Source organism: Flavobacterium sp. SLB02 (assembly GCF_009664855.1).
Classification (GTDB): Bacteria; Bacteroidota; Bacteroidia; order Flavobacteriales; family Flavobacteriaceae; genus Flavobacterium.
Genome location: NZ_CP045928.1, coordinates 4491630 through 4512973 on the forward strand (window position 1 = coordinate 4491630; position 21344 = coordinate 4512973).

18 protein-coding genes and 2 tRNA genes are annotated in these 21344 nt (G+C 34.3%); 11 read left to right on the forward strand and 9 right to left on the reverse strand.

Features of this window, described 5'->3' with window-relative positions; genetic code table 11:
• Nucleotides 1–182 precede the first annotated feature (182 nt).
• Nucleotides 183–1598, forward strand: a complete 1416-nt coding sequence (locus GIY83_RS16705) for an aldehyde dehydrogenase family protein (protein ID WP_208682561.1) — start codon at nucleotides 183–185, stop codon at nucleotides 1596–1598.
• Between the two features lie 64 nt (nucleotides 1599–1662).
• Nucleotides 1663–2469, forward strand: coding sequence for an AraC family transcriptional regulator (locus GIY83_RS16710; protein WP_194616056.1), 807 nt, complete (start codon nucleotides 1663–1665; stop codon nucleotides 2467–2469).
• Between the two features lie 290 nt (nucleotides 2470–2759).
• Here the strand turns inward: GIY83_RS16710 and GIY83_RS16715 are convergent.
• A tRNA-Gln gene (locus GIY83_RS16715) sits at nucleotides 2760–2830 on the reverse strand.
• Between the two features lie 96 nt (nucleotides 2831–2926).
• Nucleotides 2927–2997 (reverse strand) — tRNA-Gln (locus GIY83_RS16720).
• A gap of 245 nt (nucleotides 2998–3242) precedes the next feature.
• Between GIY83_RS16720 and GIY83_RS16725 the strand changes: the two genes are divergently transcribed.
• On the forward strand, nucleotides 3243–6521 hold the full coding sequence (locus GIY83_RS16725; protein WP_194616055.1) for a DUF2723 domain-containing protein: 3279 nt from the start codon (nucleotides 3243–3245) through the stop codon (nucleotides 6519–6521).
• 95 nt (nucleotides 6522–6616) lie between these two features.
• Entirely contained in the window at nucleotides 6617–7252 is a 636-nt protein-coding gene (locus tag GIY83_RS16730) for a polysaccharide deacetylase family protein (RefSeq protein WP_194616054.1), read from the forward strand.
• A 25-nt stretch (nucleotides 7253–7277) separates the two neighbouring features.
• Here GIY83_RS16730 and GIY83_RS16735 read toward each other — a convergent pair whose 3' ends face one another.
• From GIY83_RS16735 to GIY83_RS16760, 6 genes are all read right to left on the reverse strand, one after another.
• A complete protein-coding gene (locus GIY83_RS16735) occupies nucleotides 7278–7580 on the reverse strand; it encodes a co-chaperone YbbN (protein ID WP_026728605.1) in 303 nt (100 codons plus the stop codon).
• 74 nt (nucleotides 7581–7654) lie between these two features.
• Entirely contained in the window at nucleotides 7655–8890 is a 1236-nt protein-coding gene (locus tag GIY83_RS16740; protein WP_208682562.1) for a metallophosphoesterase, read from the reverse strand.
• A gap of 172 nt (nucleotides 8891–9062) precedes the next feature.
• The gene (locus GIY83_RS16745) at nucleotides 9063–9251 is read right to left on the reverse strand and encodes a hypothetical protein (protein WP_065448131.1); all 189 of its coding nucleotides are present in this window, start codon (nucleotides 9249–9251) and stop codon (nucleotides 9063–9065) included.
• Between the two features lie 106 nt (nucleotides 9252–9357).
• Complete coding sequence (locus tag GIY83_RS16750; RefSeq protein WP_229029125.1) at nucleotides 9358–10695, reverse strand: cell wall metabolism sensor histidine kinase WalK; 1338 nt, start codon at nucleotides 10693–10695, stop codon at nucleotides 9358–9360.
• 10 nt (nucleotides 10696–10705) lie between these two features.
• A complete protein-coding gene (locus GIY83_RS16755; protein WP_194616052.1) occupies nucleotides 10706–11380 on the reverse strand; it encodes a response regulator transcription factor in 675 nt (224 codons plus the stop codon).
• 189 nt (nucleotides 11381–11569) lie between these two features.
• Nucleotides 11570–11752: a hypothetical protein gene (locus GIY83_RS16760; RefSeq protein ID WP_208682563.1), complete on the reverse strand. Its 183-nt coding sequence runs from the start codon at nucleotides 11750–11752 to the stop codon at nucleotides 11570–11572.
• A gap of 327 nt (nucleotides 11753–12079) precedes the next feature.
• Between GIY83_RS16760 and polA the strand changes: the two genes are divergently transcribed.
• Entirely contained in the window at nucleotides 12080–14926 is a 2847-nt protein-coding gene (gene polA, locus GIY83_RS16765; protein ID WP_194616049.1) for a DNA polymerase I, read from the forward strand.
• Between the two features lie 290 nt (nucleotides 14927–15216).
• Here polA and GIY83_RS16770 read toward each other — a convergent pair whose 3' ends face one another.
• Nucleotides 15217–16242 (reverse strand): LacI family DNA-binding transcriptional regulator, encoded by a 1026-nt coding sequence (locus GIY83_RS16770; RefSeq protein WP_194616048.1) that lies wholly within the window; start codon nucleotides 16240–16242, stop codon nucleotides 15217–15219.
• A gap of 195 nt (nucleotides 16243–16437) precedes the next feature.
• On the opposite strand from GIY83_RS16770, the gene GIY83_RS16775 reads away from it, so the two are divergent.
• From GIY83_RS16775 to tsf, 6 genes are all read left to right on the forward strand, one after another.
• On the forward strand, nucleotides 16438–17184 hold the full coding sequence (locus GIY83_RS16775) for a ferritin-like domain-containing protein (RefSeq protein WP_194616047.1): 747 nt from the start codon (nucleotides 16438–16440) through the stop codon (nucleotides 17182–17184).
• Nucleotides 17185–17210: 26 nt separating this feature from the next.
• The gene (locus GIY83_RS16780) at nucleotides 17211–18023 is read left to right on the forward strand and encodes a ferritin-like domain-containing protein (RefSeq protein ID WP_208682564.1); all 813 of its coding nucleotides are present in this window, start codon (nucleotides 17211–17213) and stop codon (nucleotides 18021–18023) included.
• Nucleotides 18024–18216: 193 nt separating this feature from the next.
• Nucleotides 18217–18672, forward strand: a complete 456-nt coding sequence (rplM, locus tag GIY83_RS16785) for a 50S ribosomal protein L13 (protein ID WP_007808911.1) — start codon at nucleotides 18217–18219, stop codon at nucleotides 18670–18672.
• On the forward strand, nucleotides 18672–19058 hold the full coding sequence (gene rpsI / locus GIY83_RS16790; protein WP_099710716.1) for a 30S ribosomal protein S9: 387 nt from the start codon (nucleotides 18672–18674) through the stop codon (nucleotides 19056–19058). The genes rplM and rpsI overlap by 1 nt, the downstream gene beginning before the upstream one ends.
• 176 nt (nucleotides 19059–19234) lie before the next feature.
• Entirely contained in the window at nucleotides 19235–20026 is a 792-nt protein-coding gene (gene rpsB / locus GIY83_RS16795; RefSeq protein ID WP_194616045.1) for a 30S ribosomal protein S2, read from the forward strand.
• 136 nt (nucleotides 20027–20162) lie between these two features.
• Nucleotides 20163–21125 (forward strand): translation elongation factor Ts, encoded by a 963-nt coding sequence (gene tsf, locus GIY83_RS16800; protein ID WP_173964136.1) that lies wholly within the window; start codon nucleotides 20163–20165, stop codon nucleotides 21123–21125.
• Nucleotides 21126–21344 lie beyond the last annotated feature (219 nt).

Below are 21344 nucleotides of genomic sequence, written 5' to 3' on the forward strand. Positions count from 1 at the left end.
TAACATATCTCACCCAGGAGCCTCTCAAATCGAGAGGCTTTTTTTTTGCGCACCTACTTCTATTCTTTATAAAAACGACTTTTTTTATGAGCTTTTAAACAAAGTTACTTTGAGCTTTCCAACAAAGTCAACAGCATTCTTAATCCAGATCTTTGTCAAATAAAAATCATAAATAATACAACATGAAAACAATAGACAAGATTTACATTAACGGAGAATTTATTACTCCGGAAGGGACTGAATATTTTAACTTAATAAGCCCTACAACAAACGAACAACTGGGAAAAGTACTTTTGGGAAATCAAAAAGACACACAAAAAGCTATAGCAGCAGCAAAAGAAGCTTTTAAGACTTTTTCTAAAACCACAACAGCAGAAAGAATTCAATACTTACAAAACATTCAGACTTCTATCGAAAAAAGAAAAGAAGAATTTATTAGCGTAATGATTGAAGAGTACGGAGGAACAAAACAATTTGCAACAATTAGCTATGATTATATACTAAAAGGTTTTGAGTCCGTAATCAACTTATTAAACACCTATGATTTCACCAAAACAATGGGGAAATCTGAAGTTCAAATGACACCTCTTGGCGTTGTTGGTATCATTATTCCGTGGAATTCGAGCAATGGTTTTATCTGCAGCAAATTATCCACCGCAATTGCAGCAGGATGTACGACTGTAATAAAACCAAGCGAAATGAGCGCCCAGCAAACACAATTAATTACAGAATGTCTTCACGAAGCAGGATTACCAAAAGGGGTTTTTAATATCGTTAACGGATTAGGCGAAATAGTTGGAGCAGAAATAAGCCGCAATCCCGATATTTCCAAGATCTCATTTACCGGATCCACCAATGTTGGAAAAATTATCGCAAAAGAAGCTGTAAACACTATGAAAAGAGTCACACTGGAGCTTGGCGGAAAATCTCCTAATATCATTCTCGACGATGCTAATTTTTCAGAAGCAATTCCGCTTGCTATCATCTCCGCTTATATGAATAGCGGACAAGCGTGTATTGCCGGAACTAGATTATTAGTTCCTGAAAACCGCCTTGAAGATGTCAAAAAAATAATAAAAGAAGTACTCTCTAACACCATTGTTGGTGATCCAAAAAACAAAACAACAGCAGTTGGACCAATGGTCAGCACAAAACAATACGAACGCGTTCAAAACTACATTCAGACAGGTATTGACGAAGGTGCCGAAGTTTTAATTGGAGGATTAGGAAAGCCTGAAGGATTAGAAAAAGGAAACTTTGTAAAACCAACTGTTTTTGTAAACGTAAACAATCAAATGCGAATTGCAAGAGAAGAAATTTTCGGACCTGTTTTGTCTATTATAACATACAAAACCGAAGAAGAAGCAATAGAAATCGCGAATGACACGACATACGGACTACAAGCTTATGTAAGCTCCTCAGATGAAAAAAGAGCGCACAAAGTTGCCTCACAAATAAATGCCGGACGTGTGCAAATAAACGGAATCGGACATGATCCTATGGCTCCGTTTGGAGGATTTAAACAATCCGGAATAGGTAGGGAATTTGGAACAATAGGCCTTGAGGCTTATCTTGAACCAAAAGCATTAATTCGATAAATAATCCCGGATCCGGAAAATCTTCTTTGATAAAGATTTCCGGATCTTTTATTAACTTTACGTTATGACAGCAAAATCAACTACAAAACCTCAAATACTCTATTCCTGCTATTATTCGCGTAGCCGAGAAGGAGAGAATTTTATACCGGAACATGTATTTAGCTACCAAATTTCAGGAGAAATGATCGCTTCCGATAGCAAGAATAATTACATTTCAAAAGAAGGTGATTTTCGTTTTAGCAGAAGAAATCATTTAGCAAAATTCGTCAAAATTCCGCCCGAAGGAGGAGAATTCAAAACAATATCCCTTTTCTTAGATCAGGAAATCTTACGTGAAATAAGTGCCGAATACAATTTCAAAATAAACAAAAGATCCGATTCTGAAGCCATGCTTTCATTAGCTCCAAATCCGCTTTACAAATCTTTTATGAAGTCCCTGATCTCTTATCTTGAAGTTGAACAGGAAAAAAATGAAGCTTTATTTAATTTAAAAATAAAAGAAGCCGTACATCTTTTGCTTAAAGTAAATCCAGAACTGAAAGATATTTTATTCGATTTTAATGAGCCCGGCAAAATTGATCTTGAAGCATTCATGAACAAGAACTTCCATTTTAATGTACACCTTACTCGTTTTGCTTATCTCACAGGTAGAAGTTTAGCTACTTTTAAAAGAGATTTTCAAAAAGTATTTCAGGAAACACCCGGAAAATGGTTACTCAACAAAAGATTACAAGAAGCTTATTATTTAATTAACCAGGGGAAATCGCCATCCGAAGTTTATATTGGAGTAGGCTTTGAAGACTTGTCTCATTTTTCATTTTCATTTAAAAAGAAATTTGGTATTGTTCCGTCTTCTTTATTTTCTAAATAACAATTGAAATAAAATTCCAAATTTAAAAAATGCTTCGCCTGTTCGCTATCGCTATCGGGTCAAATTCCACACTGTATGAATTTAGAAACCATCACAATCCTTGTCTCCAAGTTTAAAACCTCAGACTACAGATAAAACACAATTTTACAATATTTACCTATTCCCTATCTATTCCAGAATTTGAAATTTGAAATTTAGGATTTGGAATTTTCAAAATTGGGATTTTAAAAATTGGGATTTTAAAAAAATTTATCCCATAAAAAAAGCCTCTCAATTGAGAGGCTTTTATGTTGGTCTACAAGGACTCGAACCTTGAAAGACTGCACCAAAAACAGTTGTGTTACCATTACACCATAGACCAGTAAGAATGCTTACGCGAATGCAAATTTAAAGCTTTTTTTAGTTTGCACAACTTTTTTTTGAATAAAAAAGCCTCTCGGTTGAGAGGCTTTTTATGTTGGTCTACAAGGACTCGAACCTTGAAAGACTGCACCAAAAACAGTTGTGTTACCATTACACCATAGACCAGCGTTGCTGTTAAGCGAGTGCAAATTTAGAGCTTTTTTTAGTTTGCACAAACTTTTTCAGTAAAAAAAATCATTTTTTTTCATTTTTCTTTCTCTTCAACTCATAATGATTTCACAAGTATTTCACAAACAACGCATTACTTCAAACAAATACTTTTGTAGAATTTTATGTTAATGCTCTTCTCTTTCAACAAAAAAACATTTTCTTTGTAAGATAGAAAATACACATAATTATAACACCTAAATATGGCACAATTCAATTTCAATAAATGGAATACAATTATTGGTTGGTTTGCATTTGCAATCGCTTTAACTACCTATACATTAACTGTTGAACCAACGATGAGCTTCTGGGATTGTGGCGAATATATTGCCACAGCAGCTAAACTAGAAGTTGGTCACCCACCAGGGGCTCCTTTATTCCAGATGATGGGCGCATTTTTTGCCATGTTTGCTATAGATGCACAACATGTCGCTGTAATGGTAAATATGATGTCTGTTTTCTCAAGTGCTTTCACTATCCTTTTTATGTTTTGGTCTTCATCTATGATTTTAAAAAAGATTATAGAACGCTTTTCAGAAATTAATCAAAACAATTCTATTGTAATATTAGGAAGTTCTTTTGTCGGAGCCCTAGCCTATACTTTCTCTGATAGTTTCTGGTTTAATGCCGTTGAAGCCGAAGTTTATGCCATGGCTTCTTTATTGATTGCATTACTTTTCTGGCTTGGTCTTCGTTGGGAGCAAGACATGGATAAACCAAAAGGAAACAAATGGTTGTTAGTGATATCACTAGTTGTAGGACTTTCATTTGGAGTTCACTTTATGGCTTTACTAACCATTCCTTCAATAGGTTTTCTTTACTACTTTAAACATTACGAAAAAGTTACCATCAAAAACTTTCTTATCGCCAATGTAGTGGTAATTGGTATTTTATTATTCATCTTCAAATTGCTTTTACCATTAACTATGGAAGCATTTGCAGATACTGAGGTTTTCATGGTAAACAGCATTGGATTACCATTTAACTCAGGAACTTTATTTGTAGCATTAGTTTTAATTGCATTCTTTTATTTTGGATTAAAATACACCAAACAAAAAGGATTAGTTTTCTACAACACTATAATTCTTTGCATCTTATTTATCTTTATAGGTTTCTCAACCTGGATGATGTTACCGGTTCGTGCTAATGCAAATCCTGTAATTAACGAGAACAAACCATCAGATGCTGCCGAAGTTTTAGCATACTACAATCGTGAACAATATGGTGTAAATCCTTTATTTTACGGACCTCAATACACAGAAGTTTTTGCAGGACTTGATGCGAAAAACCCGTACTCAGACAAAAAACCTAACTACGAAAGAGATTATAAAACCGGTAAATATATTATTACCAATAATTATAAAAACGCTAGTCAAAATTCAGACGACAATCAAAAAGCGATTTTGCCAAGAATGTGGAGTACTGAAACAGGACACATTCAAAACTATATCAGTTTTACAAATCCTCCTAAATTCAAAATAAATCCTAACTACGATTACGAACAGGATTTAGGAAAATACGGAATTGACGCAAGCCAATTAAGCGAAGAGGAATACAATAAAGCTACGGCACAATTGCGTAATGAAGTTGAAAAAACAATTTCTGAATTCAGAAATGCATATGCTCAAAAACAAATTGACAACGAAGGTTACGTTAAATTCTTAAAAAGCTATGGCGATTATTTAATTATCGAAAAACCAACTACTGTGGATAACTTCAGTTTCATGTTCGAATACCAATTTGGATATATGTACTGGAGATATTTAATGTGGAATTTCGTCGGGCGCCAAAGTGATGTTCAGGGGAAATACGACAATCTTGACGGAAACTGGATTAGCGGAATCAAAGCCCTTGATTCTTTACACCTTGGTTCTCAAGACAATTTACCATCAGACGTTTTAAACAACAAAGGAAGAAACGTTTATTTCTTCTTACCATTTATTTTAGGCCTTATTGGATTAATGTATCATGCCAACAAAGACCTTAAGAGTTTTTATGTGCTTCTGGCGTTATTCTTATTTACAGGAATTGCATTAAAAATATACCTGAACGAAAGACCTTTTGAACCTCGAGAAAGAGATTATGCTCTTGTAGGATCTTTTTATGTATTTGCGATCTGGATAGGCTTTGGAGTTTATTCACTCTATGAAACCATTCAAAAATACATTGCTCCTAAAATTGCAGGCCCGGTTATCATCGCCGCAAGTTTATTAGCAGCTCCTGTTTTAATGGCAGCTCAAAACTGGGATGATCACGACAGATCAGGAAAATATACTGCTGTTGCAATGGCAAAAGCTTATTTGAATTCTTGTGATAAAAACGCTATTTTATTTACTATTGGAGACAACGACACGTTCCCGTTATGGTATGCACAGGAAATTGAAGGCATTAGAACCGATGTGAAAATCGTAAATACGAGTTTATTTATGACAGATTGGTATATTGATCAAATGAAAGCTAAAGCATACGAGTCTGATCCTTTACCGATATCTTTCACACACGATCAATATGTAGGAGATAATTTAGATTATGTTGCTCATATTCCTAAAATTGAAACACGTTGGAACATCACTGATTTTATTGATTTTATCAAGAATCCAAAATCTACTGTAGGTTTACAAAACGGACAAACAATTCATTTTTATCCAACAAATAAAATCAGAATTAACGTTGATAAAGATGCCATCATCAAAAATAAAGTTGTCAATCCTAAATACAACGATTCAATCGTTCCTTACATGGACATTGACATTAAAGGAAGTGCTTTATACAAAAACCGCTTAATGATGCTGGATATCTTAGCGAATAACAACTGGAAAAGACCAATTTATTTTAGTGGAGGTGCTTTTGACGATGAAGATTATTTATGGCTCAAAGATTATCTGCAACTAGACGGAATGGTGTACAAATTAGTTCCTATTAGAAACAAACCTTCGAAAGATGGCGGACCAATGGATATGGGACAAATCGACGCTGATAAAATGTACGACATTGTAATGAAATGGGATTGGGGAAATAGCAATGGTAACATTTACCATGATCCTGAAACCAGAAGAAACAGTATTACATACCGTACAAACTTGTCACGTTTGATGAACCAACTTATTGCAGAAGGCAAAATTGATAAAGCAAAAAACATTATCAACCTGGCAATAACAAAAATGCCGTTGGATAAATTTGGATATTACTCATTAGTCGAACCATTTGCAGGAGGATATTATAAAGTGGGCGAAACGGCAAAAGCACATGATTTGCTTAATAAACTAGTTCAGAAATACAAAGAAGAACTAAACTATTATGCCACCTTAACACCTAACGACCAAACTGACCTAGCTATTGATATCATTACAGATATTGAGCGTTACAGAAGCTTATTACAAGTGATGAAAGAAAATAAAGATCTTGCTTTCTATGAGAAACACAAAGTAACATTTAATACTTATGTAAATGTTTTTGAACGTTTTGGAAGAGAAAAAGAATAATAATATACGAAAAACATAGCAATTAAAAAAATGCAGCGCGATTTGATAAATAGCGCTGCATTTTTTATTTTTACATATCTGTAAAACAAATTAAAATGAGCTTTTATTGGGTAAAAACAAATTCATTCATAAAAAGGGTATTTTCTAAGTACTGTTGGGACATTCCAAACAACGAAAAGAAAATATACCTCACCTTTGATGATGGCCCAACTCCGGAGATTACGGACTGGGTTTTATCTGAATTGAAAAAGTTTGATGCAAAGGCTACTTTCTTTTGCATAGGAAAAAACATAAAAGCCAATTTAGCTTTATTTGAAAAACTACTCACAGACGGACATGCTATAGGAAACCACACCATGAACCATGTAAATGGATGGAAAAGCAACAATGACGATTATATTGAAAACGTTAAGAATTGTGCTGCTGTTTTAGAAGAAGAAAAAACATGCAACATGATATTTCGCCCGCCTTACGGGAAGATTAAAAAAGCACAATCTAAAATTCTAAGAAAACTGGGCTACAAGATTATTATGTGGGACGTTTTGAGCGCTGATTTTGACCAGAGCATTACTCCTGAAAAATGCCTTGAAAACGTTACTAAAAATGTAAAATCAGGAAGTGTAATTGTATTTCACGACAGCATAAAAGCTTCGCCTAATTTAAAATTTGCCCTACCTAAAACGTTACACTTTTTAAAGGAAAACGGCTATACATTTGATATTATTCACTAAATAACATCAAACAAAAAGTAGTATTTTATTGATTGAATTGTTCCTGGACAATTCCGATAATGGTATTTGCATCAAGTTCGCCTGATTGTCTCCAGATCATTTGCCCTTCTTTATAAATCATTAAAGTAGGTAATCCTTTTATACGTAAGGCTTCTGCTAATTCCTGATTTTTATCTACATCAATTTTAATCACTTTGGCTTTATCGCCTAGTGCAGCCGCAACATCCTTAATAACAGGATGCATCGATACAGATGATTCGTTCCAATCGGTGTAAAAATCAATTAACACCGGAACCTGAGCATTTATAAGTTCTCCAAATTTTGACATAAAACCAAAAATTTAATTCTTTTTTATTCTGTTAAAAAGAGATAATTATATACAAATGTAGCATTTTTAACGAATTAAGCCACATTGTTCCCTTTTTTTAGTTCAATCACTGTTATTTCAGGCATGATACCTACTCGTCCCGGATAAGCATGAAAACCAAATCCGCGATTTACATAAACGTATCGGCCAAGGTTTTCGTATAATCCTGCCCATTGTTTATAGATGTACTGCGCCAGACTCCATTTAAAATATCCCGGAATCTCAATTCCAAACTGCATACCATGTGTATGGCCTGCCAAAGTCAAATGAAAGTTTTTAGGATGATTTTTAATCTCATATTCCCAATGACTCGGATCATGACTCATTAATACTTTAAAATCGTCCTGATGTACGTTTTGAGACGCTTTGTTTAAATCTCCTGCCTTTTTAAAATTATGCCCCCAATTCTCTACTCCAATAAGTGCAATTTTATCATCGCCTTTTTGAATATAAGTATGCTCGTTAAGCAAAAGTTCAAATCCTATTTGTCCGTAAAGATTCTTAATTTCTTTAAAGTTTTCATCTTTTTCTTTTTCAGAAGGCCAGGTTACATATTCTCCGTAATCATGATTCCCTAAAACTGAAAACTTCCCATATTTATACTCTTTTATTCTGTTGAAAGTCCCTAACCACGGATGCATTTCTTTAGCATGAGTATTTACAATATCTCCGGTAAATAAAATCATATCCGCTTCCTGCTCATTAATCAAATCAATAGCATAATTTATTTTATCCGGATTATCAAAACTTCCGCTGTGAACATCTGAAATCTGAGTAATTTTAAATCCATCAAAAGCATCCGGCAAATCAGGAAAATAAATCGTCTGCCTGAAAACCTTAAAATTATATTTACCTTCAAAAATTCCGTAAATCAGCGATAAAAAAGGAACGGCAGCCAAACCTAATGCTATCTGACTAACAAACTTTCGCCTGTTTGGCATCATCTCCGAACGAGGTGTGTTATACATGAAATAATTCAGGATGCTTGCCCCTATTCTCAAAATATCTTCTCCAAACATCACAAGTGTCAAAACTATTTTTGGCACATAAACCAATAACATCAACCCCATTGTAAACATGGTTTGCTTGGTTTGCCCAACAGAACGATCAAATTGCGAAAAAGAGTAAATGATAAAAATTAAAAGCAGTAAACTTATAATTTGATAACTAATCAAAACCCATCTTAGTTTAACTAAAGTACGAAAGGCCTGATAAGAATAGAACTCAATAAATAAAAAAAGAGCACATAGAATTATAAAACGAATGATCATTATTAATAGTTTTAAGCAAAGTAACAAAGAATGAAATTTCTATTGCTTTTTATTATCAAAAATTTAACTCAAATAACAAAAAGCTGATAGATTTCTCTACCAGCTTTTTCTCTACCAAATTTTTTAAAACCTTTATAATCCACAACACGGTTTACATCAAACCAGTATTGTTTTATTTTTTAGCTTCTGGCTTTGCTGCCTCTGCTTTTACTTCCGCTTTTTTTGCTTTTTTGTCTGCTTTTTTCTCTTTTTTAGGAGCTTTTGCTTCTTTTGCCGGAGTTGTTTGCGCTGGAGTTGTTTGAGCACTTACCATTGCAGTTGTTCCTAAAACAGCTACTGCTAACATTACTAATTTTTTCATGATTGAAGTTTTTATGATTATTATTATTTTCATTTATTATGCCTCAAAGATATATACGCTAAATGAAGACAAAATGAAGATTGAACGACTTTGAAAAAATTAACGTTTAATTATGTTTTAAAACTTCCGGAAACAACAACATAAAGGTTGTACCTTCATTTAGAGCAGAAGAAACTTTTATCTCGATATGATGAAAAGAAGCAATACTATCAGCAATTGCAAGCCCTAACCCCTGACCTTCCTGATCTGAACTAATTCTGGCAAACCTGTTGAATATATTTTCGATTTGAACCATATTCATCCCGATACCGGAATCTGCAATCGAAATAAAATAACGATTTTCTAAAAAACCATCTGTAACTATAATGCTTCCGTTGGGTTTATTGTATTTTATTGCATTGGTTACCAGATTATAAATCAAAATATGAATCAGTGTTTTATTTCCTGTAAAGAAAAAATCATGTTCCATCTTGTTTAGAAACTGAATTTCCCTATCATCAATTCGATCTTGTAAATCCTCCTGAAGATCTGCAATGATCTCATGAAAATTTACATCTTCATTTGCCTCGTACTGATTGTTTTCGATTCGCGAAATCAACAATAAGTTATTGATGATTTTTTTTAGCATATCTAAAGTTCTTAAAGAACCCGCGATTTTATCGAAAGCATTATCATCAAGAGAATCATTTTGAAGCAAATTCTCGAACTTATTTTTAAGCAAAGCAATAGGCGTAAGCAACTCATGAGAGACATTCGAAATGAATTGTTTTTCTTTTTTAAAAAGCTCCGCAATACGATCCATCATCTGGTTTAAAACAAAATCGAGTTCCCTAAAATCCCTCGATCTCGCTTTTATTGGCGTATGATCAAAAGCTTCAGGTTCGTTGACACGCCTTATCTTGGTATCAATAATTTTATAGAAGGGCTTCAGTAAATATTCGATATAAAAAGTATCTGCCAAAAAAGTAATCAGCAGGATAACTACAAAGACAATTATAATAAAAAACCGAATAATAAATGTAAGGTCATTTATTTCTGCAAGACTGCTCCCTATTTCTAAATTATACCCCTGATTGCCAAAAGTAAAATGATATTGTAAAATTCTATATTCATTCTCCTCACCTTCTATAACGCGATATTCATTAGTAAAAACAGCTTTCTTTTTGGCAATTTTTACCGGCGATTTCGAAAGCACCAAAAACTCACTATGTAAGGTAGAAAATTGCGAATAGGTTTCGGTAGAATCATCTGAGTTTTCGATAAAATCATTTATCTCATTTTGATCTAAATGCTGTATGAATTTTTGTTTTTTCTCCAGCAACCCGTTATTAATATGCCTGTAAACAACATTTTCGACCAGGATGGGCAACATTAGCCACAAAACTAAAATCACCAACAATCTTGTTAGCGCATTAAAAATAGCCAATTGATGCTTTATCTTCACAATATTTTATTTACTCATTAATACGATAGCCAACATTTCTAACAGTTTCGAACCAATCGATAGCAGTATGTTTGTCGAGTTTTTTTCGAAGATTTCGAACATGAACATCAATAAAATTAGAATCTGAATTGACCTCCAGGATGTCTCCCCAAATATGTTCTGTAAGTTGTAATCTGGTAATTACGCGATTTTTATTCAATACTAAATACTGAAAAATATCAAATTCTTTTTTAGTAAGACTGATAGGAACATTATCGTAACTCACTTTATAATCCTGAAGCTGCAGCAAAAAACCGTGAATACTTAAACTGTTTACAGTAAAACCATGAATTCTGCGAATTACAGCAAATAATCTCGCGCTAAGTTCTGTCAAGGCAAAAGGTTTAGTCAAATAATCATCGGCTCCTAAATGCAGGCCATTTATTCTGTCATCTAACTCGCCCCTGGCCGTAAGTACAATAACAGCTATTTTCGATTTTGTTTTTCGAACCGTTTGCAAAACCTCAAATCCATCTCCATCAGGCAAACCAAGATCAAGAAGCATCGCATCATAATCGTTACTATTTACTTCTTCGAGAGCATCGCTGCAATTATGAGCAATCTTGCATACGTAACCTACGTTGCACAAAAAATCATAAACTTCGACCGCAAGTTCCTTATTATCTTCAACAATTAGAATATTCATAATACAGCGTTTAAGCGCAAATAAATTTAAGCAATTCTAAAAAACATTATTGCGCATTATTAAAAAATTAACGAATCAAAAAAAGCTGATAAATTTCTTTACCAGCTTTCTCCATCTGCATTCTCATAATCATTACTTCTGTTTTGCCTCCTTTACAATTCTTTGAAAGCAAAACAAAAACAACTTTTATTATTTCACCTTAGCTGTCTCTGCTTTAGGAGCTTCTGCTTTTGCTTTTTTATCAGCTTTGTTTTTGTGGTGTTTTGTAGCTTTAACTTCTTTTGCAGGGGCTGCCTGAGTTGGAGCTGTTTGAGCACTTACCATTGCAGTTGTTCCTAAAACTGCTACTAATAACATCAATAAATTTCTCATGATTTCTACTATTTAAAAATTAATACCTTTTATTTTACAGATCAAATGTACCCCTGTAATATGAAGACAAAATGAAGAAATCCCTGATCATAATTATTTTAACTTGACATTAACTATTTGGGGTTTTTCTACCATATAAGTGATATAAGCTCATTTAATTTTATCACCGAAATGTTAGACACGCTGCTGTGCGTCTCTGCAATGCTTTGCATCTTTACGCAGCGTACGCTGGTAAAATGAACTTATATCACTTATATGGTAAAAAATTTCTTTTTTGATTAATTTTTGAGACCCAATTGTTTATTTTTACACACTAATATTTTTTTTATGTCAACTCAAAAACGTCTTTTTCTTCTCGATGCTTACGCTTTAATATTTCGTGGTTATTATGCCTTTATAAAGAATCCGCGAATCAACTCAAAAGGAATGGATACATCAGCGATTATGGGTTTCATGAATTCGCTTTTGGATGTTATTAAACGTGAAAAACCAGATCATTTGGCCGTTGCTTTTGATAAAGGCGGAAGTCATGTAAGAACTGAAATGTTTACCGAATATAAAGCCAATCGCGATGCTACTCCGGAAGCGATAAAAATTGCGATACCTTATATTCAGGATTTATTAAGAGCAATGCATATTCCTATTATAGAAATAGAAGGCTGTGAGGCCGATGATTTGATTGGAACAATTGCCAAACAAGCCGAAAAAGAAAACTACAAAGTTTTTATGGTGACTCCTGATAAGGATTTCGCACAATTAGTTTCTGAAAATATATTCATGTACAAACCAGCCCGTATGGGGAATGGTATCGAAATTTGGGGAGTTCCTGAAGTTTTGGCAAAATTTGAAATCGAAAAACCGGAACAGGTAATCGATTTTCTGGGAATGATGGGAGATGCTGTCGATAACATTCCGGGATTGCCAGGAGTTGGTGAAGTAACTGCCAAAAAGTTCCTGAAAGAATTTGGGTCGATGGAAAACCTTCTTGAAAATACACATTTACTGAAAGGTAAAATGAAAGAGAATATCGAGGCCAATAAAGAAAAAGGAATTTTATCTAAAAAACTAGCTACTATTATATGTGACTGCGATGTTGTTTTTAATGAAAACGACTACGAACTTTCACGTCCTGATATTGAAAGAACTGACGCTATTTTTCAGGAATTGGAATTTAGAAGAATGGCCGAACAATTTGATAATTTATTTAAAGTAGGCGGCGGAAACGAACTGGCAAATGCAGGTCAGCCATCGGATGCTAAATTGTATAAAAAACCACAACCTAAAAATGAGGATCAGTTTGATCTTTTTGGAGGTGGTGCCACTACAGATGAAATTACAGAAGAAAGAACTTCATTTTACAATACTTTAGAAAACACACCTCACTCCTATCAAGCTGTAGAAGGCGATTTAGGAATTAAATTATTGATCCAAAATTTACAAAAACAGACTGCTGTTTGTTTTGATACCGAAACTACTGGTTTAGATGCTTTGCATGCTGAATTGGTCGGAATGTCTTTTGCTTATGAAAAAGGAAAAGCATTTTACGTTCCGTTTCCGGAAAGTCAGGAAGAAGCTCAGACTTTAGTAGATAAATTCAAGCCATTTTTCGAGAACGAAAACATCGAAAAAATTGGTCAAAACTTAAAATACGACTTAAAGATTCTTTCTAATTATGGCGTTGTTGTAAAAGGAAAACTTTTCGACACCATGATTGCGCATTATCTGATCAATCCGGATATGCGTCATAATATGGATATTCTAGCAGAAACGTATTTGAAATACTCTCCAAAATCAATTGAAACTTTAATTGGTAAAAAAGGAAAAAATCAAATTACGATGCGAGACGTAGCTCTTGAAGAAATCAAAGAATACGCTGCCGAAGATGCTGATATTACATTACAACTAAAAGAACTTTTTACTGCCGAATTAGACAAAACCGAAACTAAAAAGTTATTCGACGAAATCGAGATTCCGTTAGTAAGTGTTCTGGCCGATATGGAAACAGAAGGAATTCGTTTAGATGTGGAGTTTTTAAGCATAATGTCTAAAGAAATGGACATTGAGATTAAATCTCTGGAAGAAAAAATATACGAAACCGCAGGAGAAAAATTCAACCTTGCCTCTCCAAAACAATTAGGAGATATCTTATTTGATAAATTAAAAATTGGCGGAGCAAAACAAAAGAAAACCAAAACCGGTCAATATGCGACCGGCGAAGAAGTCTTAACGTATTTAGCCAACGACAATCCAATTGTAAAACAAATTCTGGATTGGCGCCAGATGGTAAAACTACAAAGCACTTATATTTTGGCTTTGCCGGAACAAGTAGACAAAAAGACCTTACGCGTTCATACCGATTATATGCAAACTGTTGCAGCAACAGGACGTTTAAGTTCTAATAATCCGAACTTACAGAACATCCCAATTCGTACCGAAAGAGGCCGTCAGATTCGTAAAGCTTTTGTTGCCCGCGATGAAAACCATACTTTAATCTCTGCCGATTACTCGCAAATAGAATTAAGAATTATTGCTGCCTTAAGTGGCGAAGAAAATATGATTGCCGCTTTCCAGAACGGAGAAGACATTCATAAAGCTACGGCTGCAAAAGTATTTGATGTGCCGTTAGACGAAGTTTCACGCGAACAAAGAAGTAATGCCAAAACCGTAAACTTTGGTATTATATATGGTGTTTCTGCTTTCGGATTAAGCAACCAGACTTCATTATCGCGTAGCGAAAGTGCTGCATTGATCGAAGCGTATTATAAAACATACCCGAGATTAAGATCTTATATTAATGAACAAATTGAATTTGCCCGCGAAAATGGTTACGTACAAACGATCTTAGGCCGTCGCCGATATTTAAAAGATATCAACTCAGCAAATGCAGTAGTGAGAAGTGCTGCCGAAAGAAATGCCGTAAACGCACCAATTCAGGGAAGTGCTGCCGATGTCATTAAAATAGCTATGATCAACATTCATAAAAAACTAAAAGAAGAAAACTGGAAATCAAGAATGCTACTTCAGGTTCATGATGAGCTTGTGTTCGATGTTCACAACGATGAACTCGAGAAAATTCAGCCTATGATCAAACACGAAATGGAAAATGCTTTTATGATGAGTGTTCCTTTAGATGTTGAACTTGGTTTGGGTAAAGACTGGTTGGAAGCGCATTAATAATTTTAGATTTTTTGATTGTAGATTTTAGATTTTCTGAATCAGTAAACAATTATTCATCAAGAAACAGCCGATCTTGTCATTTCGACAAAGAAGACCCGAGCGATAGCGAACAGGCGAAGCAAATCTTCCCAAGTAACTCCGCAACGAGAATCCAATCTTTATCGAGCTTCTCGCGAAGATTTCTCCTTCGTCGAAATGATAAAAATGGCGAAATTCACAAATAATATATAAAAAAAGGACTATTCAAAAGAACAGTCCTTTTTTTTATAACCTATATATTAGTATACTTATTTTTTTCTAGTCGATTCTCTTTCTTTCAACTTCGTCTTAATAACGATAGTTTCGTAATCAGAAGTTTCTTCTTCAGACTCTTCTAAACGTTTGATCAATTGCTTAGCAGCAACTTCTCCAATTTCAATTCCGTGTTGACTTACAGTTGTCAAACTTGGCGATAAACGTCTTGAAGCTAAAATTCCATCGGCAAAACCTATAATCGAAATATCTTCAGGAACTCTATATCCTTTTTTCAAACTCACACGCAATGCGGCAACTGAATCATTTTCATCCAAAGCAAAAATGGCATCAACTTTATTATCAAAAATGGCATCAATTCTGGCTTTCATATCATCTTCAGAATCTGTACGAAGAATAATTTTCTCGTTTACCGGAATATTATTATCAGCCAAAGCTTTCAAATATCCATCAGCTCTTAATTTTCCAACACTTAAATTATCGACAGAAGAAATCAAGGCAATATTTTTACATCCTAAATTAATTAAATGCTGAGTTGAGTTTAAAGCTGAATCGAAATCATCAACCACAACTTTATCACATTCTACTTCATCTGCAATACGGTCAAACATTACGATTGGAGTTCCGTCGTTTATAATAGCAGAGAAATGACTATAATCCTGAAGTTTTTGAGCTTCTTGAGAAACTGACAAAATGAATCCGTCAATTGTTCCGTTGCTCAACATTTCAAGTGTATGAATTTCTTTCTCTAAAGATTCATTCGAAATACACGTAATTACATTATATCCTTTTTTATCGGCCACTTTTTCGATACCGCTAAACACCTTAGCAAAAAAGGAGTTTAATATATTAGGTATAATTACACCAATCGTTTTCGTCTTACGATTCTTTAAATTCAGACCAATAACATTCGGTTTATAATTTTTGAGTTTGGCATACTCCTTAATCTTCACCTTCGTTTGCTCACTAATTTCCGGACTGTCATTTAACGCCTTAGAAACCGTAGACACAGAAACACCTAGTTCTTTCGCAATTTGTTTTAGAGTTGCTTTAGCTTTCATTTAAAAATAATTTTATGTAATTAATACAAATATAGTAGAATTACCTAAAATAAAACAAAAAACACCTACCAGTATTTGAATTTGTAAGGTCTTTTTAAAATAATTTTAAAATACTGCGATTTTTCAAAACCGCCTGTCTTAAAATTACGTTAATAACTTAATACATGTTATTAACCTTTTTAAAAAACCTAGATTATGAAAAACGAAGTTAAAATTCATGAAGTTGACCCTTCATTGAATAACAGAAGGAGCTTCCTTAAGCTCAGCGGACTAACATTAGTTACTGCAGGTTTGGTTTTAGCTGGGTGCAGCGACAATGATAATGATAACGATATGGAAGATACATCGTTACCAGGAGTAAAAAATGGTGTCTTTGATTTAGGCTCTGGAGATTTTGGAGTATTAACGTATGCTTATGCTCTTGAACAACTAGAAGCCGACTTTTATACTAAAGTTGTAAATTCTACAAGCTTTAACAGTGCATTTAATGATACCGAACGTCAGGTTCTAACCGACTTGTATCATCATGAAGTAATTCACAGAGATTTTTTTAAAGCTGCTTTATCCGGAGCGCTTCCTGATCCGAGTTCACAATTGCTTCCTACTCTTGCTTTTAATTATGGTTCTCTGAATTTTAATAGCCGTACCGAAGTTCTTGCAACAGCCAAAGCGCTGGAAGATACAGGAGTTGCTGCTTATAACGGAGCCGGAAAACTAATTAAAAGCGCTGATTATTTACTATTAGCAGGGAAAATTGTTTCGGTAGAAGCCCGACATGCAGCCGCTATTAGAAGTTTAATTAATCCTAACTCTAAGGATTTTGCTGGTGATGATATTATAAGTACATCTACTGGTTTAGATGTTGCTAAAGATCCTTCTAAAATTTTACCAATTGCAGGAGGCTTCATTACTACAAAATTTACTGCCAAATATTTACCTTAATCTTAACTAGCTAAAACTTAGAAATTATGAATATTTTAAAATTTATAGAAACGTTTACTGATGACAGCTTAATGAGAAGCACTGGCTCTAGAAGAGATAGTTTTAATCAGTTTGGAAACATAGGAAAAACACTGGCATATGCATCGATCCCTTTTGGACTATCAGCTATGGCCAATAAAGCATTAGCAAAAGATATTACTGCAACACCGGCAACACCTATTGGAGCTTTGCAATTTGCCTTAACCTTAGAATACCTGGAAAACGAATTTTATGCTATGGCTTTAGATTCTGGAGTAATTCCGGCATCAGAAAACGGCGGACGTGATTTAAAAGTTTTTCAACAAATAGCCGCACACGAGTCTAATCATGTTAAATTTTTAATTGCAGGACTGGGAGGACCAGGAAGTGCAAACTTCGTTGCTAAACCTACTTTTGATTTTACTGTGGGCGGAACATTTGACCCGTTTGGCAACTATCAAACCTTTTTAGCATTGGCGCAAGCTTTTGAAGATACAGGAGTAAGAGCATACAAAGGACAGGCAGGAAATTTAATTTCTACACCTGATTTATTGACTGCTGCACTACAAATTCACTCTGTAGAGGCACGTCATGCCTCTGAAGTAAGACGACTACGCGGATTAAAAGGATGGATTTCTAATGATGAAAGAGGCGCAGGAATGCCAGCAGCCACGCAAGGCGTTTACGCCGGCGAAGGAGTTACGGTGCAAGCAGGATTTAACACTGCCGCGGCATTTGGAGCTGCCGCTGGATCAGAAGCTTATGATGAGCCACTTACGACACAACAAGTTGTTGACATTGCCAATTTATTTATTGTTTAGCAAAAACAATTCTAAATATTGAACCACCTTCGCGTTATTGTGAAGGTGGTTTTTTTTTATTGTTTTAAATATAAAACTGATGCCCTGATTTTCAGCAGATAAAATATTCTTTTCAGGTATTTGGTTTTAAAATAATTAATTGTACTTTTGCATCCCCTTTATTGGGGATGGAATGTTTAATTAAAATAATATTATGGACGCATTAAGCTACAAGACAATTTCAGCAAGCAAAGCCACTGTTACTAAAGAGTGGATTGTTGTAGATGCTGAAGGTCATAACTTAGGTCGTCTTGCTTCAAAGGTTGCTATGATCTTAAGAGGTAAGTACAAACCAAGTTACACACCGCACGTTGACTGTGGAGATAACGTAATTGTTATCAACTCAGAAAAAATTAACCTTACAGGTACAAAAATGAATGACAAAATTTACATGCGTCATACAGGTTACCCAGGAGGACAAAGAACTTTAACTGCTAAAGTATTGCAATCTAAAAACCCTGCATTATTAGTAGAAAAAGCTGTAAAAGGAATGTTACCTAAAAACAAATTAGGTGCTGAACTTTTTAGAAATCTAAATGTTGTTGTAGGATCTGAGCACAAACAAGGAGCTCAAAAACCTAGAACTGTTAACCTAAACGATCTTAAGTAATGGGAGTTATTCACAAAATCGGTAGAAGAAAAACCGCTGTTGCACGTGTATATGTTTCTGAAGGAACAGGTAAAATCACTGTAAACAAAAAAGAATTCGCAACTTACTTTCCAACTGCAACTTTACAATACAAAGTTTTACAACCATTGTCTATGACAGAAAATGTAAACAACTTTGATGTAAAAGTAAACGTTTACGGAGGTGGTTCAACTGGTCAGGCAGAAGCTGTAAGAATGGCATTAGCACGCGTTATGTGTGAAGTAAATGCTGAAAACAGAGGTATCCTTAAACCAGAAGGTTTATTAACAAGAGATCCAAGAATGGTTGAACGTAAGAAATTCGGTCAGAAGAAAGCTCGTAAGAGATTCCAATTCTCTAAACGTTAATATTACCTGTCTTGTTCAATTAGGACAAGACATGATCAATTATTTATTGAAATTAAAAAACACAGTTGTTGTTGCTCTCCTATCGAGGTAGGAAATAGTTTAGCATCTAAATGTATAAAGCCTGGGAAACCGCCATTTATACATTGCTAATCAACAGAACGTAAACTAGTACAAAAATGGCAAACAAAATAGAAGTAAAAGACTTACTAGAAGCAGGTGTTCACTTTGGACACATGACTAGAAAATGGGACCCAAATATGGCCCCTTACATTTATATGGAGCGTAATGGTATTCACATTATCAATCTATATAAAACTGCAGCTAAAATTGAAGAAGCTAATGAAGCTTTGAAAAAAATCGCTGCATCAGGTAGAAAAATCTTATTCGTAGCTACCAAAAAACAAGCAAAAGACATCGTTGCTGAAAAAGCAAAAGCTGCAAACATGCCTTACATCACTGAAAGATGGCCTGGTGGAATGCTAACTAACTTTGTAACTATCAGAAAGGCAGTTAAAAAAATGTCTTCTATTGATAAAATGAAGAAAGATGGTACTTTCATGACGTTATCTAAAAAAGAGCGTTTGCAAGTTGATCGTCTACGTGCGAAACTAGAGAAAAACTTAGGTTCAATTGCTGACATGTCTAGACTACCAGCTGCATTGTTCGTAGTAGATATCAAAGCTGAACATATCGCAATAAAAGAAGCACAAAAATTAAACATTCCAGTTTTCGCAATGGTTGATACGAATTCTGACCCAAGAGAGGTTGATTACGTTATTCCTGCAAATGATGATGCTTCTAAATCAATTGACAAAATTTTATCTTTAGTTACTGCTGCTGTAATCGACGGTCTTTCTGACAGAGGTTCTGACAAAGAAACTGAAGCTGCAACAGAAGAAGCTACTGCTGCTCCTGCTGTTGAAGCTGCGCCAGCTGTTGAAGCTGCTGCTCCTGCAACTGAAGAATAAATCAAATTTAAATTCCAAATTTTAAATTCTAAAATCCAAAGACAAATTAAAAACGTTATGTTGATAATTTAATAAAATTGGAGTTTAGAATTTAAAAGATGGAATTTTTACTTTTAACATTAAAATTCAAAATATTATGGCAACAATTACTGCTGCAGACGTAAATAAATTAAGACAATCTACAGGTGCCGGAATGATGGACTGTAAAAAAGCTTTAGTTGAGGCTGATGGAGATTTCGATAAAGCTATACAAGTCCTTAGAGAAAAAGGACAAAAAGTTGCTGCTAACCGTTCTGACCGTGAGTCTTCTGAAGGAGCTGCTGTTTCTTTTATCAATGCTGACAATACTAAAGGAGCTATCATCACTTTAAACTGCGAAACTGATTTCGTAGGTAAAAATGAGGCTTTCGTAACTTTAGCTAAAGAATTAGTTGAAAAAGCTATTAACTTCTCTTCTAAAGAAGAATTTTTAGCTTCAGATTTCAACGGAATTACTGTTGCTGAAAAATTAATCGAGCAAACTGGAGTTATCGGAGAAAAAATCGAAATCGGTGGTTTTGAAATTTTAGAAGGTGCTTTCGTTGGATCTTATGTTCACGTTAACAAAATTGCTGCATTAACTGCAATTTCTGCTGCAATTCCTAACGCTGAAGTTTTAACTAAAGATGTTTCTATGCAAGTTGCTTCTATGGGAGCTGATACATTATCTTACAAAGATTTTGATCCTGCTTTCGTTGAATCTGAACTTGCTGCACGTATTGCTGTAATCGAAAAAGATAATGAAGAAGCAAAACGTTTAGGAAAAACTTTAAAAAATGTTCCTAAATACATCTCTTTCTCTCAATTGACTGAAGAAGTTTTAAAACAAGCTGAAGAAGATGCTAAAGCTGAATTAAAAGCTGAAGGTAAACCAGAACAAATTTGGGACAAAATTATCCCAGGAAAAGTTCAGCGTTTTATCTCTGACAATACTACTTTAGATCAAGAGAAAGCTTTGTTAGATCAAAACTTTATCAAAGATGATAGTAAAAAAGTTGGTGATTACGTTAAAGGATTCAACGTTGAAATCACAGGTTTCAAAAGAGTTACTTTAGGTTAATATATTATTTCAATATAAAAAGCCCTGAATATTTATTTATTCAGGGCTTTTTTTTGTTTTAATAATTCTTGTCTTCACTTTGATTTATAAGATTAATCAAGAGGTTGTAATTTAAAGTTTACATCAGAAAAGGACAACTTTGTCAAAGTTTTTTTTACTTGTAAACTTGTCAGACATTGCCCGCGGTTTCATCCACGGGTTGCAATATTATCAAGCCCC

Bases quoted from the DNA above. Each gene is read 5' to 3' on its own strand.
- GIY83_RS16705 (WP_208682561.1), top strand. From the start codon at position 183: ATGAAAACAATAGACAAGATTTACATTAACGGAGAATTTATTACTCCG.
- GIY83_RS16710 (WP_194616056.1), top strand. From the start codon at position 1,663: ATGACAGCAAAATCAACTACAAAACCTCAAATACTCTATTCCTGCTAT.
- GIY83_RS16725 (WP_194616055.1), top strand. From the start codon at position 3,243: ATGGCACAATTCAATTTCAATAAATGGAATACAATTATTGGTTGGTTT.
- GIY83_RS16730 (WP_194616054.1), top strand. From the start codon at position 6,617: ATGAGCTTTTATTGGGTAAAAACAAATTCATTCATAAAAAGGGTATTT.
- GIY83_RS16735 (WP_026728605.1), bottom strand. From the start codon at position 7,580: ATGTCAAAATTTGGAGAACTTATAAATGCTCAGGTTCCGGTGTTAATT.
- GIY83_RS16740 (WP_208682562.1), bottom strand. From the start codon at position 8,890: ATGATCATTCGTTTTATAATTCTATGTGCTCTTTTTTTATTTATTGAG.
- GIY83_RS16745 (WP_065448131.1), bottom strand. From the start codon at position 9,251: ATGAAAAAATTAGTAATGTTAGCAGTAGCTGTTTTAGGAACAACTGCA.
- GIY83_RS16755 (WP_194616052.1), bottom strand. From the start codon at position 11,380: ATGAATATTCTAATTGTTGAAGATAATAAGGAACTTGCGGTCGAAGTT.
- GIY83_RS16760 (WP_208682563.1), bottom strand. From the start codon at position 11,752: ATGAGAAATTTATTGATGTTATTAGTAGCAGTTTTAGGAACAACTGCA.
- polA (WP_194616049.1), top strand. From the start codon at position 12,080: ATGTCAACTCAAAAACGTCTTTTTCTTCTCGATGCTTACGCTTTAATA.
- GIY83_RS16770 (WP_194616048.1), bottom strand. From the start codon at position 16,242: ATGAAAGCTAAAGCAACTCTAAAACAAATTGCGAAAGAACTAGGTGTT.
- GIY83_RS16775 (WP_194616047.1), top strand. From the start codon at position 16,438: ATGAAAAACGAAGTTAAAATTCATGAAGTTGACCCTTCATTGAATAAC.
- GIY83_RS16780 (WP_208682564.1), top strand. From the start codon at position 17,211: ATGAATATTTTAAAATTTATAGAAACGTTTACTGATGACAGCTTAATG.
- rplM (WP_007808911.1), top strand. From the start codon at position 18,217: ATGGACGCATTAAGCTACAAGACAATTTCAGCAAGCAAAGCCACTGTT.
- rpsI (WP_099710716.1), top strand. From the start codon at position 18,672: ATGGGAGTTATTCACAAAATCGGTAGAAGAAAAACCGCTGTTGCACGT.
- rpsB (WP_194616045.1), top strand. From the start codon at position 19,235: ATGGCAAACAAAATAGAAGTAAAAGACTTACTAGAAGCAGGTGTTCAC.
- tsf (WP_173964136.1), top strand. From the start codon at position 20,163: ATGGCAACAATTACTGCTGCAGACGTAAATAAATTAAGACAATCTACA.